Genomic DNA, 14,052 nt, shown 5'->3' with positions numbered 1-14,052 from the left:
GGGCACGGTGGCAGACCTGAAGATGGGCGACCCGAGGCGGCCATCGAGCAGGGGCAGCGGCAGTCGGGTGGCCGCTCGGCGGGGTCATCGCCGCGGTCGTGTGCCGAACCGGACGTCCCACAACCGCGAGCCGCGCAGTTGCTGCGCACCGGATACGTCAAGATCGACGCGAAGGACTTCTTCGCCCACGACCTGCACGCCGGAGAAGATGAGATCCACGAGGTGAACGACTCCGGGGTCCGGCTGTCCGTGCCACGCTCACGACTCGTACCTGAGGACTGACCCCGGCGAGCAGGTGCTGCTGTGGAGTTGTCCCTCCTCACGTCACGACTGAAGGTGGCTGGAGTCTCAGCAGTGAAGGACGTGCTGGGACGACACGCCGGAGTGGCCTGTGGACATTGCAGACGAGAACCTGCTCGCGGGTTGGGCGACAGGGAAACAACCACGCCGCAGGGTACGGACGGAGAAGTACCGGCAGCACGGGTTGCGGTTCGCGTTCTACGGCCGTACATCCACAGAGGATTACCAGGATCGGGCATCGTCCGAGTATTGGCAGCGCGACGTTGCCGAGAACGTCATCACTGGCCACGGTGTGATCGTGTCCGAGTTCTTCGACAGCGGCTACTCGCGGCGTTTGCCGTGGGCGGACCGTCCGGCGGCTGCGGCGTTGCTCGATGCGGTGGCTGATCCGGATCGTGGGTTCGACGCGATTGTGGTGGGGGAGTTCGAGCGGGCGTTCTACGGCAACCAGTTGCAGCAGTTGATGCAGGTGTTCGATCGGTGTGGGGTGCAGTTGGGGTTGCCGGAGACTGACGGTCCGCTTGACCTGAATGATGTGACGCATCAGGCGTTGATGCTGCTGCTGGGCGCGCAGTCGCGGCGTGAGGTGTTGCGGTCCCGTCATCGGGTGACTGCGGCGATGCGGGCGCAGGTGTGTGAGCAGGGTCGGTATTTGGGTGGTCGGCCGCCGTATGGGTATCGGTTGGTTGATGTTGGTCCGCATCCGAACCGTGCCCACGCGCAGTGGGGGCGACGGTTGCGGAGGCTCGACCCTGATCCGGCGACAGCACAGCATGTGCGGTGGATGTTCGCGCAACGTCTCGCGGGAAGGAGCGTGGCTGGTATCGCGCGGGAGTTGAACGAGAGGGGAGTGCCGTGTCCGTCGCATGTGGATCCGGAGCGGAACAGTCATCGCAGTGGTGAGGTGTGGACGTTGCGGACGGTGGCGGCGATTCTGGCGAACCCGCGGTACACGGGTCGTCAGGTGGAACCGGCAGGGGCGTGACTACGAGGCGGCACGCGGTAAGCAACGGCGGGGCCCGGTGCATCGGTGGAACCCGGTGCAGGACTGGGTGATCTCCAAACAGATTGTGCACCCGCCGTTGGTCACCGAGCAGGACTTCGTTGCCGCGCAGGCTATCCGCGCCGCCCGCCCTACCGAGGATGGCGCCACCCGTGTGTACCTGCTCGCGGGGCTGGTGCGGTGCCGCCCCTGCGGTCGGCGGATGGACGCCCACTGGGTCAACAACCGGGCCGGCTACCGCTGCCGCCACGGCCACACCAGCGCTCAACGAGCGACTTCCCACCGGGCGAAGAACCTCTACGTCCGCGAGGACCACATCCTCGCCAACCTCCCCGTCCAACTCGCCGTCCTCGAGCTCGACGATGAACTGGACCTCGAAGAGCGGGGGAGTGGCGACAGCGGGCAACGCCGAGACCTTGCTGAACGGATGCGCAAGTTCGATCTGACAATCGTGTGTGACACCGCAGGGTGGAGCGTGGAGACGGCAGCCACGGCGTAGTATGTCGATCGATGAGCGCGTGAACCCCGGACGGGAACGTGAAGATCGTTCATGGGGTAATGATGTGTCCGAGTCGTGCTCGCTAACCACACGCCTCGTCCTTCGTCGTTCGACCAGAGGTTACGTGGATGGCGTGCAAGGTGCAGATCACTCGGATGAGCTCCACCGTCTCAACGTAGCTCAAGAAGTGTGCTGACCTGCGGGAATGCGAATCCAGCAGGTCAGTGGCCAGTCAGGAGGCTTGGAAATTGGTGGAAACACGACTAACTGTCGTTCAGGAGCGTGATCTTGTCGAATGAGGGCGCGTATCCGCGCGTCCCGGAGAAATGTGCGATGCCTTGGCCGGGAACCGGTCGCACTTCCAGGCGAGCGAACCCGTTGTTCTCGACAGGGCCGGTCACGAGGTCCGATTGACCGTCGTCGTAGTCGACTTGCATGACCGCCCCGTCGTGCGGCGGTGGCGCGCTGGCCGGTGAGGTTACTTGGAGGAGGATCAACCCGGTGCCGCGTTCGGCGACCCGGATCGTGGTCGCGACGGCGGTGCGGACTGCCAGCGTCGCTCCCGTCCCGGTCCGGGGGGTGTAGGGGTCGGCTTTGCACGTCGCTTCACGTGATGTGGCGATATTCAACCGCGCGGTATTCCTGGCTTTGGCGATGGTGGCGTGGACAATGTTGGGTTGCCGCGGCCTGCCGACCGGTCAGATCATGGGTGGCGGCTCGATGGGTCCGACCTTCGCGCTCCGCACGCGGAAGTAGACGATGTAGTGACCGTCGCCCTTGGCTTCCAGTGTGTGGGTGTACTTCATCCCTCCCGGTCCGATCTTCACGGCGGCGTCGAAAGCCGCTTGGTCGTGCAGACGGACGAGCTCCGCGAGGCCGATTTCCTTGGAGTCCCTGCCGATGACGTCGTCACCGAGCCCGAAAAGCTCGACGATCCCGAGCGAGATGATCCTGGCACCCCACGTTACGAGTTCCGAGCCGGCGATCTGCCCCGCCTCGTCGCCACCGGCCCCGAACGCGGTCGCGATGGCGGATGCCCCCTTACGGGCATATTCCTTGACCTTTTCCTCGATCTTCTCGCGTACCTCGTCGGGGTCGCCGAGGTCCTGGTCAAAGACAGCGGCGGTCACCTTGATTCCGGTGCCGGCAACGATCCGGTCCTCCCAGATGGTGATGGTATCCGGAACCACCGCGTCTTCCGCGATGTCGTCCAGCGGACCGATCTTGGCAACAGCGGCTAGGTCGTCGTCACCGGTGTGGTTCGGGTTGAGCGTTGTGACGCTGAAGATCACATACGGGTCGTCGTAGGTCTCGTTGGGCTCGATGACCTGTAGACCGATGTACTCGACGATGGGCACGTAGGTGACCTCGGGATGCGGCTGCCACCCCCCACTGCGGATGAGGATCCTGCCGCTGACCGTGGGAAGCTGGAAGCCGTCGGCGACCGGGGTGACGGGTTGGGTCACTGCGCCGAGCGGACCGAACTCGGCGCAGTAGTTGTTGCGGTGTTCCTCCGTGGCGACGATCGAGGCGATCAACGCGCGGACGCTGTCGGTACCGTGCTCGTTGAGCCGCTGTCGCAGCCTGCTTGTCGTCGACGAGACGTCCCTGGCCATCATGGCCCGCAGGGAGGCGGTCATGGCAGCCCCTCACTTCCCGTCGACGACATCCCCGAAGGGAATCTGAGCCCAGGTGGCCGGGGTCTCCCCGACGAGCGTCCGAAAACCGACGCACATCCACAGCGTCAGTTCCTCGCCGAGCATCAGCCCGTCACGCATGATCGTGCTGTGCACAACGACCAGGTCGCCGACCTGCCCGTCCTTCGGCAACTTCAGCCCGCCCGTCTGGTGGTCAACCGCGAGGCGGAGACGGGCGCCGACAATGCGGACACCGCCCGGATAATCGCCGTTGAAGTTCACGGTCAGGCCGTCGTCGGGATTGTGAACCAGTGCCCGGCGGTACGGTCCGCCCTTGGCCGTCCGGTACGCCGGCGCCTCGAGGATGAGGTCCGACATCTTCGCATTGAGAACCGCACCCTCGACCGTTACCCAGCCGTTTTTCTCGCTGTCCAGTTTGATGTCGCTCTGCATGGGGGAAGCCTCGCCACGGAGCGGATCCGGCACATGAGGGATGACCCCCTAAGTTTGGCGGCGCGAGGTCGGGAGCGCGTCTGCCAGTAGCTCTCGTGACCGCACGGCCAGCTTCCGATACACGGCACCGAGCTGGTTCTCCACCGTCTTCACCGTGACAAACAGTGCCTGCGCGATCTCGCGGTTGGTCATCCCCTCTGCCGCCATGCGCGCCACCCTGGTCTCGCCAGGCGTTAGGGAACCAGGTCCGGTCACGCTCCGCCGCCTCGGCCGCGCCCCGCAGACCCGCAACTCCTGCTCGGTCCGGTCGGCCAGGCGCACTGCCCCGCACTCGGTGGCCAGGCCGAGACCGGCCCACAACTGCTCGCGCGCGGCAACGCGATGCCCCGCCCGACCGAGGGCTGTACCGAGTTCGACCAACGTCCGCGCCTGTTCGAGGTTCGCCTCTGTCGGTTCCAGCAACCGCCGCGACTCCCAGAGCAGGTCAAGGCCCTCCGTGCCGCCTGCCAGGAGACCGGCCGCACGAGCCGCGACACCCTTCGCCCGGGGCGACCGAGCATCCCGTAGCTCGCCATCGACCAGTTCGCGGGCTTCGTCGAGCATCTCCGGCGGAAGCACCAGCGCCAGGGGCGACCGCCACAAGACCAGTACGGGGTTGCGGAACTCGAGTGCGGTGAAGATCGCACCCGCGGCGCGCATATCCGCGATCGCCACCCCGTGTGCGCCGCGCCGGGCTCGTACCCGGCCACGCGCCGTGAGCACATAGGCCCCGACGCTGGTACCGGCGAACGCCGGGTCGAGATCGACCCTTTCGAGCATCGCGGCGACATCGTCGAGGTCCGGACGCTCCAACAACACGTCTATCCCAAAGAAGTACATGGAAGGCAGAGCAAAGGTCAGGCCGTGCTCGATCGACAGCCGATATAGGGTCCGGATGTGCTCTGCTGCGCTCGACAACGCGCCGCGCCTGGCTCCGACACATAGCTCGTGGTACGAGGCTGCGGCGTAACCGAACACCGAACCCCGGCGTCTCGCGTCGGCCAGCACGGCGGCTCCGGCCGCCGCCGCCCCAGCCAGATCGTCGACGCCCAGCAGCGCTCCGACAGCGAGCGAGAGGTAGATCGACGAGCTGCCCTCGTCACTGAGGAACCGCCCACCGGCCAACCCCTGCTCGACCAGCACCGGTACCTGCTCGAGGGAGTCGCCGCGGAAGGCGAGGCGGGCGCCGAGCGCGAGCCCGAGGGCTCGGCCCGCGGGCCGAGCGGCCGCGAGGAGGTCCATCAGCACCGGCAGTCGTTTGTCCAGATCCGGCGCGAGCTTCGGGTCGTTCCATTCGGTTGCGGCCAGCGCCGCGTGCACCCGGAGGGCTGTGTCAGTGTCCTGGTCGGTGGCCAGATCGGCGAGTGCCTGGTGTAAACAGTCGACTCGCGCAGCCATGTCGCCGGCCATGAGGTGGACCTCGGCGATTTCGAGGTTGAGCTGTGCCCGCGCCGGCGGCTCGGCCGTGAGCCGCAGTGCCTCGCCGAGATCGGCGAGCGCACGTTCCTCGTGCACCAGCGCCTCGGCCCGGCCGAGCTCGTGCAGCACTGTCGCCCGCGTGACGACATCGCCACCCTCGACGGCGGCGCGACGTAGATACGCGATTCCGCTTCGCACCGCGCCACGGCCGGTCGCCGAGACGGCGGCCGCACGCAACCACTCGGTGACGGCGGGGTCGGCGGCCGGCTCGGTCAGCAGCAGGTGTGCGGCGACCTGCTCGGCCGGCGCGTCCTCAGCGATGAGCTGCCGCGCCGCCCGCGCGTGTGCCGCACCGCGTTGCCGTACTGACAGAGCACTGTAGATGGCCTCGCGTAGCAGTTGATGGACGAACCGCGGCGGCCAGTCCGGCGCGAGCACGCGCATACGCGCCAGCTCGTCGAGGACGACCGACAGTTCCGGTTCCGCCAGCCCCGCGAGAGCCGCGACGCGATCCACTCGCGCGTGCCGGTCAAGCACCGCAATCGCCCGCGCGGCGTCGATCGCAGCCGGGGACAGGTGCGACAACCGGAGCATTGTGGCCCGAGTCACAGACTCCGGAGCCGTTCGAGCGACGCGGTACACCTCCGAGTCCGTCGGGCTCACATCTTCAGCGGCCAGCGTGGCCAGCAGTTCTTCCACCAGGAACGGCACCCCTCCGCTCACCCGGTGACACGCCTCGACAAACGACACGTCCGCGCCGGCACCGAACGTCCTGTGCACCAGCCGCCCGACGCCGACGGGCGAGAGCGGTTCAGGCGTGAGCACCCGACCAGAAGCCAGCAACTCGGACAGGAGCGGGTCATCCGAACCCGGATCACCGGTACGCACCGCCACGACGAGCAGCAGACGCAATCCGTCGAGCCGACGGGCGAGGTAACGCAGGAACGTCAGCGACGCCGGATCCACCAGGTGGGCATCGTCAACAACGAGGACCAAACCGGACCGCTCCGCGAGGTTCGCCGTCAACCAGTACAGACCGTGGACGACCGCGTCGTGATCGACCACCCCCGGCATGGCGTTCGTCGGATCAACCAGCGGCGCCGCCAGCGCTGCGGCCCCGCCGAGAACGGCGACCCGCTCGGCCGCCGACGCGGCGACGAGGATCGGCTCGAACAGCTGACGAACCACGCCATAGCCAAAGTTCCGCTCGACAACCGCTCCCCGAGACGAGGCAATCAGCAACCCACGCGAAACGGCCAAGCGCCCAACCCCGGTGAGCAACGACGACTTCCCAATCCCGGCCACACCCCACACCGCAACCAGTCGGCCCCGCCCACGGGCGGCCTCGCTCAACTCATCGTCGAGCACGCCCAGTTCGAGTTCTCGTTCGACCAAGTCCGACGCGCAAGCCATAACGCATACTCAGCCGCCCGTGACCACAAAGTCAACCATCCACTCGAATTAGTCCACCTCTGACTTTGACAGTCTCTCTTCACGTCGACCCGGAACCCTGGGAATAAAGGGGAACCCATCTCTTTTGCTTCACAAAGGCGCAATTCAGCTCGCCATTTGATGGAGTTTGTTCTGTTCGTCACGCAACTTGATCGGCCTATCTAACTGACAACTGAGGACGTAGCGGTACGTAGGTTTGTGGTACTCCGCCGAGTTCGCCATCTGCTTGCGATCGACGTCACCACGATCCGCGTACGTGGTTGTTGTGCGTTCGAACCCCGGGCGGCGCGCGGGATGCACACGGGTTCGGAATCCGTCCACCGTGAGGGGGCCGGCTCGCAGGCGATCCGCAACGACCTCGGCGTGCACGTGCAGTGGTCGGCGTCGCGTACGTCGGTGCAGCGCCTGGCCGACCGGCAGACCGCGCTCGGCACCCGGCTCCCCGACGGCGAGGAGAAGGCCTGGGTCGGGGTGCCGCTGACCGTGCACCGGCGCTGTGACCAGGCGATGTTCGACATCGTCAACACGGTCGTCTACGACGGCCTGATGATCGACGGCACCGGCACCGGCACCGGCACCGGCACGGCCGCGGGCACGGCGTTCGCCGAGGCCTACCCGACCCCGCCGCCGTCCAAGTGGATCGACGTGGCCGGGGCGGACGCCAACGGCCGCTGGAACCCCGCCGAGGGCCAGCAGCTCGACCGGATCCTGCGCACCCACCGCTTCCGTGACTGTGCAGAAGAGGTGTCAACCAACCCTGGGCAGACCCCCTTCAGGCAACTGCGGTCGTTACGCAGCGTATCGAAAGCGGCGGGCGGGGCGGCCAGATCGACGTCGGCACACCGCCATCCTGACCCAACGTCACCGACCTCGCCAATCCTCTCAACCAGACGGCGGCGCTGCATGGAGGTTGTTCGATGGGCTCATGAACCCGCTGCCGACGGAACGGCGTCGGGGCCGGCTGTCCACCCACCTGTGAGACCGCAGGGTCCGGCGTGTAAGGGGGGTGGGGTTGCGGGTACATAGCTGGTATGGGTGAAGCGCGCGGGGACGGGACTGACTCGGCAACGTCGACTGGTGGTGGTCATCTGACGGTGGTGCAGGGTGTTGCTCTGTATGTGGGGGCGGTTCTGGGCACGGGCTTGCTTGCGTTGCCATCGTTAGCGGCTGAGGCTGCGGGACCGGCGTCGTTGCTGGCGTGGATGGGGTTGATTGTGGTGTCGATCCCGGTGGCGGCGACGTTCGCCGCGTTGGCGGGGCGTTATCCGGATGCCGGTGGCCCCGCCACGTTCGCGCGGCGGGCTTTCGGTCCGCGCGTGTCGGCTGTCGCGGGCTGGTGGTTCTATTTCGGGGCGTTGGCTGGGATGCCGGCGGCGAGCGCGTTCGGCTCGGCCTATGTCACCGAACTCATTGGGGGCGACCAGACCACCACGATCGTGGTGGCGGTCATACTGGTGGCGATCACGGTGACCGTCAACGCTTTTGGGGTGCGTGTTTCCGGACGTGTGCAGCTGGTGTTTGCCGGCGTGCTGGCGTTGCTGCTGATCGTGGCCGTGGTCGTGTCGGTTCCACGTGCCGATGTGTCGAATCTGCAGCCGTTCGCACCACATGGGATCAGTGGGCTCGCCGTGGCGATGAGTTTGTTGGTGTGGGCGTTCATTGGCTGGGAGACCGTGACCCACCTTGCGGTTGAGTTTCGAAATCCGCGACGCGACCTGCCGTTGGCCACGGGAATCTCGTTGGCGGTGATCAGTGTGTTGACCCTGGCGGTGGCGGGGGTGACGATCCTGGTTCTCGGCAGAAAAGCCGCACAAACCGACGCGCCTCTGGCGCTGCTGCTGGCCGAGGGAACGGGGATCTCGGCGCGGACGGTCACCGCGGTAATCGCCGTGGTGGTCAGTTTGGGTGTGTTGAACGCGTTCATCGCAAGTTTGTCCAAACTGGGGTCGGCGCTGGGTCGCGATGGTGCGTTGCCGGGATGGCTCGCCAGCGGCAGCGAAGCCGGGGAAGTGCCACGACGCAGCCTGTTGGTCGTCACCATCGGGACAGCCCTGAGCTTCGTGATAGCCATGTTGAGCGGCTTCCACATCGAACCGTTGCTCCTGGCGGAGAACGCCTGTCTGATCGGGATCTACGCTATCGCCATGGCTGCCGGCACACGGTTGTTGCCCACTGGCAGCTGGGGATGGTGGCTCGCGCTGATCGCGTTGTGCCTGGTGCTGGTGGTGCTGGTCCTTGCTCGCGAGTACCTGCTGTTCCCGCTCGTGCTCGCTGTCGGAGCGGTGACCTACCGGCGCTGGTCCAGCGGAGGCAACCATAACAGGAGCGCCGACGCCGCTGCGGAATAATGGTCTTTCCCACAGCGGCGCCGGTGCGACCGACGAGTATGCGGTGTCAGCGTGATTGTGCAGGCAGAGCGGTCGCCCGTGCGGTGGTCATGCTGCGCAGCCAGTGTTCATAGGCGCCGAGGCCGCCGGTGCCGAGTAGATGCAAGGCGTGACTGCCGACGATGAAGCCGTCGGCACCGGCCGCTGCCACGGCGGCCACATCGTCGGGGGTACGGATACCGAACGCCGCATACACCGGTAGATCGGCGCGGTAGTCGCGTGCTGCGCGGATTTTTCTGGCGACCGAATCATCGATGCTGCCGCGTTCGCCGGTGGTGCCGCTGAGTGCGAGATAGATGAACCCGCCTCCATGTTCGAGCACGTCGATGTCGTGAGCATCGACGGTGTCCGGCGTCGCCCGGATAGTCGCGACCAATGGAGTACGCCACACTCGCGCATGCCGGGCGTGCCCTTGAAACGGTGTCGCGTTGTGCTCGCAGATCAGCCCGGCACAACGATCGGCGAGCGTGTGCGGGATTCGGCAGTCGTCCAACGCCGGCCAGGCGGACTCGTAGACCACGCCGACTGGCGCGGGGATCTCGTCGAGCCACTCATACAGCGCGGGAGAGGCGAGATCGAGCAGGTCCGGGTGGGCTTTGGCGAGAGCGGCGGCCACCGGGCCACCGGTGCGTGCGGAGAACGTTCGGTCACGCAGGATCGGGAACTCGATGAAGTCGACATCCTGCGTCACGGCCGCACGCACCGCGTCAACACTGGCCTCCCAGGTCGGGTACCCGGGTATCAGGTACAGGCCGAATCCCAGACGGTGCCGCAGTCGCGGAGCGCTGGCCAGGTCTTGCAGCGAAGCGCGGCTCATGCGTGCACCTGCCGATGCTGGGTGGCGATGTCGAGTACCCGCAGAGCGCAGTAGGTCTCCCATAGGGAGGATCCGGTAGTGGAGGTGAAACCGCCGTCAGGTTGCCGGCACGCCGCAGTGGCAGCATGTACGTCGTCCCACGGCCAGTCCAACTCCAGCAACTCAACACAACGGTTGCCCCAGTAGCCACTGGCCAAAGACCAGTCCGGACTGCTCGGACGCATCCTAATGTGTCCACCGCCGTCATAGCACGAGCGGACGAACGGTTTCTGCGCTCGGGCGGCCTCGTGATCACTGTCGCCGCCCATCCACAAGGAAATGGCGACCGCACAGTACGTCCGCTCGATATCCGGCGCGGCATCAGGCAGCAAGCCGTACCCACCATTGACGTGCTGACAGGTTTGCAGGAAGGTGCGCACCGCGTCTTCCCCACTTGACGAGAGCCGCTCACCGGCGAGGTTGAGCGCACGGATGCCGTAGAACAGATCGTCCATGTCCACCACGACACGGCCCTCGCCGAACAGTGTGTCGACGAGCCAGCGCGCGATCTCGTGAGCGTCGGATGGTGGGTGTCCGGCCAGTTCTAACAACCGAAGCGCGTAGTAGGTGGCGCTCAGAGCGGGCTCTTCGGCATCGTCGTCCATGGCGTATCCCGCACCGCAGTGACGATCGGCGACGAACCGCAACTCGGCCTCGGAGGGGCGGCTACCAATCAGTTGCAGAATTTCGGCGCCAAAGCGACTCGCTTCCAGACTCGGTCGGTCCTCGTCGGTCTCGACGAATCTTCCTGACTCATCGCGGCACCGGTCGAGGAACGCCGCTACGTTGTGCTGACGCATGGGTGATTCCCCTTCCTTGTCATCCCGGAACGGACCCGAAAATTTCGTTCTGCGGTGGAAAGCTGTGGAAGTCCAGGTCGTCGAATCCGTAACTTGCCGGCAGTTGCTGGGGAGCAGGGGCATGGAAGAGCAGAGAATCGCCGAGCGCACGGTTGCTGCCTGCGTAGGCATAGACGTTGTAGAGCTCCAGCGCCCTCCGTTGGGTTTGCGAGATGGACGCCAACGGACCAGCGTCGACATAGTCGTCGACCTCTTTGAGGACCGCCATGCTCAAGCAGAATGTCAAGAGGTCCTGGATCTCACCGGCGAAGATGTCACCATGGTCGACCACCCGGTATGGCTTGGGCAGAGCCTCCAGCAGATCGCCCGCGTAGATCACGAAGTCAGCGACGTCATGACCAAGGATGTCAGCTTCCAGAATGCTCGGGCTCAACAGGTAGTTCAGAAACCCGAAGATCCTTGGATTCCGGCTGAAGAAGAACAGGCACGCTGCGTGCTCGGCGGGGGTCGCCGGAGAGTCGAGATCCTCCACCAGACGGGAGACCACGGTTCCATAACAGCCCGAGTCCACCACGGCGAATGGTTTCGGCACAAAGTGGCCCGTCGAGCCGGTCCCCATGATCTTGCTCACGCTGCCATGGTGGTTCCGTGACGCGTGCGCCAAGCGGATGTCCAGCCCCGTCCCGACCCGGGAATCAAGTCGACGCGCAGTGAGGTACGTCGACAGCATGTCTCGAGCCAGAAAGATCAACTGTTGGCGCTCGCGATGCACGCACCAGCGCACCGACCAATGCGCGAAGGATACCCATAGGGGAATCCAGGGTCGGATCCGCCACACAAATCTTTCCATCGCGTCCGCCAGCCACACCTCCAATGGCCGATCGCCCGGTGAAAAGATTGTGCTGCAAACCTGTTCGATCTGCTCGTCGCAGAGATCGCCTTCGCTACACATCGTCGCGGTGAACTGATCCACCGCGTCTCGTCGTGATGGCAGCCCACGCCCAGAAGTGCGTCGCCACACGTCAGACCAATGCTGCGCTGACCACTGCCAAACCTGCGGACCTGCGGGCCTATCGCTGGGGCGTGGAACGTCTTTGACCAGGCACGAAACCCATCGTGCGGGGTTGTTGATTACCGGCCCGGCAGTTTGTAACGCTGGCACAGTACGGCTCCCAATCCGTAAGAGTTCGACATCGTCGATGTGACCTGTATTCCGCGTCATACCAGCGTCAAACGTCCCGTGACGATGCACGCTGAATCGGCCGCCGAAGGTGTGACTCTCCGTGGAAACAGAACGTCAGCAGCCGTGGGGAGTTCCCTCGTTCAGCGGAGTCAAGGATCGAGCAATGCGCTCCAACCAACCCAGAGTGTTCCGGATGCACACGCGCTCTGGACATCCTCAGCGCGCCCAACGCGTTCGCCCCGCGGGCGGACCTGGGCGGCCCGGCGAGCAATGCTTGAGACCTGTGGATCGGCCGGTGAAGGGCGTACCTTCCCGGTGATCGAGTAACTGGTCTCGAGCAGGCCGACGTTGGCGCGTCGGTCGGGAAGGTACGCCCATGCTCACCGTAGTCCCTGACCCCACATCTGGTGACAACGACCATCCGACCACGGGCGAGTCGTCGCTGATCGACCAGATCGTCCGCGACGGCTCCCGCCGGATGCTGGCCGAAGCACTGCGCGCCGAGGTCGACGCCCACATCGCCGCGTTCGCCGACGAGCGCGACGAACACGGCCACCGCCTGGTCGTGCGCAACGGGTACCACCAGCCCCGCGAAGTCTCACCGCCGCAGGCGCGGTGGACGTCACCGCGCCGCGAGTCAACGACCAGCGCGTCGACCCCGCGACCGGCGAGCGCAAGCGGTTCGCCTCGGCCATCCTGCCCGCCTGGGCCCGCAAGACGCCGAAGATCACCGAAGTGCTGCCGTTGCTGTACCTGCACGGCCTGTCCTCGGGTGACTTCGTGCCTGCGCTAGGCCAGTTCCTGGGCTCGACCGCGGGTCTGTCAGCGCCGGTGATCACGAAACTGACCGAGCAGTGGAAGACCGAGCAACGTGCTTTCGCCGAACGGGATCTGTCACAAGTGGACTACGTCTACCTGTGGGAATCGACCGAGTCGTGGGGCAGATCTGCTGCGCGACTGCGCCCGGCGAGGGATGACCGCTCCGGTGCTGGCGGTGGGTGACGGCGCACTGGGATTCTGGGGCGCGCTGCGCGAGGTCTTCCCGGCCACGCGCGAGCAACGGTGCTGGTTCCACAAGATCACCAACGTGTTGTCGGCCATGTCGAAATCGGTCCATCCGGGGGCGAAGGAAGCCCTCGCGGAGATATGGAACGCCGAGGACCACCGGCACGCCCTGGACGCGGTCAAAGCCTTCGAGGCCGCCTACGGGGCGAAGTTCCCCAAGGCGGTCTCCAAGATCAGCGACGATGTCGCCGAGTTGTTGGCGTTCTACGACTACCCGGCCGAGCACTGGATCCACTTGCGCACCACGAATCCGATCGAGTCCACGTTCGCGTCGGTGCGTCATCGGACGAAGGTCACCAAGGGACCAGGCTCGCGGGCGGCTGGTCTGGCCATGGCATTCAAGCTGATCGAGTCAGCCCAGGCCCGCTGGCGTGCGGTCAACGCACCCCACCTGGTCGCACTGGTGCGCGCCGGAGCTCGCTTCGAGCGCGGTGTCCTGATCGAGCGCGACGAGGTCACCGCAGCATGACGCCGCATGAGCAACGCCCGTTGCTGTTCCTCGATGTTGACGGAACGCTGCTGCCGTTCGGCAACGACACGCAGCGCGAACCACCCGGTGCTGCGGCAGATTCGCACCTGGAGCGGCTCAACCCCCAACTCGGGCTTCGGCTGGCCGCGTTGCCGTGTGAACTGATCTGGGCCACCACGTACGCGAGTTCCGTGGGCGGGTCACGGACGACATGGCCCGTGCCGGGGAATTTCTCTCCTTCACAGAACAGGCCCGAAGTTTCCGCCTCTGGCGGCAAATCGAAGCGAAGCCCTAGCTGTGCTGTCGCATGAGGTTGGTACCGCCTGGCGGCGGGCGGCAGCCCATTGGTCCGTGTTGCTGCGTGGGTCGTCGGAGTCCCGGACAACTGTTCGGTGCCCGCTCAGCTTTTCCGGTCACTCAGGACACAGAACTCGTTGCCCTCCGGGTCGAAGAGGGTCACCCAGTGCTGCCCGTCCTTCACGGTGTCGAC

At 65.7% G+C, this 14,052-nt stretch carries 12 protein-coding genes and 1 pseudogene; 6 read left to right on the top strand and 7 right to left on the bottom strand.

The window, feature by feature from the left end; genetic code table 11:
• The first annotated feature begins 138 nt into the window (after positions 1 to 138).
• The 3 genes from FHR82_RS44155 to FHR82_RS47885 all read left to right on the top strand — a co-directional run bounded on the left by FHR82_RS44155 (position 139) and on the right by FHR82_RS47885 (position 1,802).
• Positions 139 to 282, top strand: coding sequence for a hypothetical protein (locus FHR82_RS44155; protein ID WP_184816701.1), 144 nt, complete (start codon positions 139 to 141; stop codon positions 280 to 282).
• A gap of 109 nt (positions 283 to 391) precedes the next feature.
• Complete coding sequence (locus tag FHR82_RS47095) at positions 392 to 1,285, top strand: recombinase family protein (protein WP_311771588.1); 894 nt, start codon at positions 392 to 394, stop codon at positions 1,283 to 1,285.
• 55 nt (positions 1,286 to 1,340) lie between these two features.
• Positions 1,341 to 1,802: a recombinase zinc ribbon domain-containing protein gene (locus FHR82_RS47885; protein ID WP_311771587.1), complete on the top strand. Its 462-nt coding sequence runs from the start codon at positions 1,341 to 1,343 to the stop codon at positions 1,800 to 1,802.
• Between the two features lie 263 nt (positions 1,803 to 2,065).
• On the opposite strand, the gene FHR82_RS44145 is transcribed toward FHR82_RS47885, so the two are convergent.
• The 4 genes from FHR82_RS44145 to FHR82_RS44130 form a co-directional block, all read right to left on the bottom strand.
• Complete coding sequence (locus FHR82_RS44145; RefSeq protein WP_184816700.1) at positions 2,066 to 2,431, bottom strand: hypothetical protein; 366 nt, start codon at positions 2,429 to 2,431, stop codon at positions 2,066 to 2,068.
• A gap of 69 nt (positions 2,432 to 2,500) precedes the next feature.
• Complete coding sequence (locus tag FHR82_RS44140; RefSeq protein WP_184816699.1) at positions 2,501 to 3,442, bottom strand: hypothetical protein; 942 nt, start codon at positions 3,440 to 3,442, stop codon at positions 2,501 to 2,503.
• A 9-nt stretch (positions 3,443 to 3,451) separates the two neighbouring features.
• Positions 3,452 to 3,892, bottom strand: coding sequence for a hypothetical protein (locus tag FHR82_RS44135; protein WP_184816698.1), 441 nt, complete (start codon positions 3,890 to 3,892; stop codon positions 3,452 to 3,454).
• Between the two features lie 48 nt (positions 3,893 to 3,940).
• Positions 3,941 to 6,745, bottom strand: coding sequence for an AAA family ATPase (locus tag FHR82_RS44130; RefSeq protein ID WP_184816697.1), 2,805 nt, complete (start codon positions 6,743 to 6,745; stop codon positions 3,941 to 3,943).
• A 351-nt stretch (positions 6,746 to 7,096) separates the two neighbouring features.
• Between FHR82_RS44130 and FHR82_RS44125 the strand changes: the two genes are divergently transcribed.
• The gene (locus FHR82_RS44125; RefSeq protein WP_184816696.1) at positions 7,097 to 7,828 is read left to right on the top strand and encodes a hypothetical protein; all 732 of its coding nucleotides are present in this window, start codon (positions 7,097 to 7,099) and stop codon (positions 7,826 to 7,828) included.
• A 5-nt stretch (positions 7,829 to 7,833) separates the two neighbouring features.
• Positions 7,834 to 9,150, top strand: coding sequence for an APC family permease (locus FHR82_RS44120; RefSeq protein WP_184816695.1), 1,317 nt, complete (start codon positions 7,834 to 7,836; stop codon positions 9,148 to 9,150).
• A gap of 46 nt (positions 9,151 to 9,196) precedes the next feature.
• On the opposite strand, the gene FHR82_RS44115 is transcribed toward FHR82_RS44120, so the two are convergent.
• The 3 genes from FHR82_RS44115 to FHR82_RS44105 are packed head-to-tail and all read right to left on the bottom strand — an operon-like array spanning position 9,197 to position 11,818.
• Positions 9,197 to 10,006 carry a tryptophan synthase subunit alpha gene (locus FHR82_RS44115; RefSeq protein WP_184816694.1) on the bottom strand — a complete coding sequence of 270 codons (810 nt, stop codon included), beginning with the start codon at positions 10,004 to 10,006 and terminating at the stop codon, positions 9,197 to 9,199.
• On the bottom strand, positions 10,003 to 10,845 hold the full coding sequence (locus FHR82_RS44110) for a prenyltransferase/squalene oxidase repeat-containing protein (RefSeq protein ID WP_184816693.1): 843 nt from the start codon (positions 10,843 to 10,845) through the stop codon (positions 10,003 to 10,005). The genes FHR82_RS44115 and FHR82_RS44110 overlap by 4 nt, the downstream gene beginning before the upstream one ends.
• 19 nt (positions 10,846 to 10,864) lie before the next feature.
• Positions 10,865 to 11,818, bottom strand: a complete 954-nt coding sequence (locus tag FHR82_RS44105) for a hypothetical protein (protein ID WP_184816692.1) — start codon at positions 11,816 to 11,818, stop codon at positions 10,865 to 10,867.
• 586 nt (positions 11,819 to 12,404) lie between these two features.
• Between FHR82_RS44105 and FHR82_RS44100 the strand changes: the two are divergent.
• Positions 12,405 to 13,562, top strand: a pseudogene (locus FHR82_RS44100) (IS256 family transposase).
• Positions 13,563 to 14,052 lie beyond the last annotated feature (490 nt).

It is taken from the genome of Actinophytocola algeriensis, assembly GCF_014203735.1.
GTDB lineage: Bacteria > Actinomycetota > Actinomycetes > Mycobacteriales > Pseudonocardiaceae > Actinophytocola > Actinophytocola algeriensis.
This window is presented reverse-complemented; position numbering and strand designations above follow the sequence as displayed.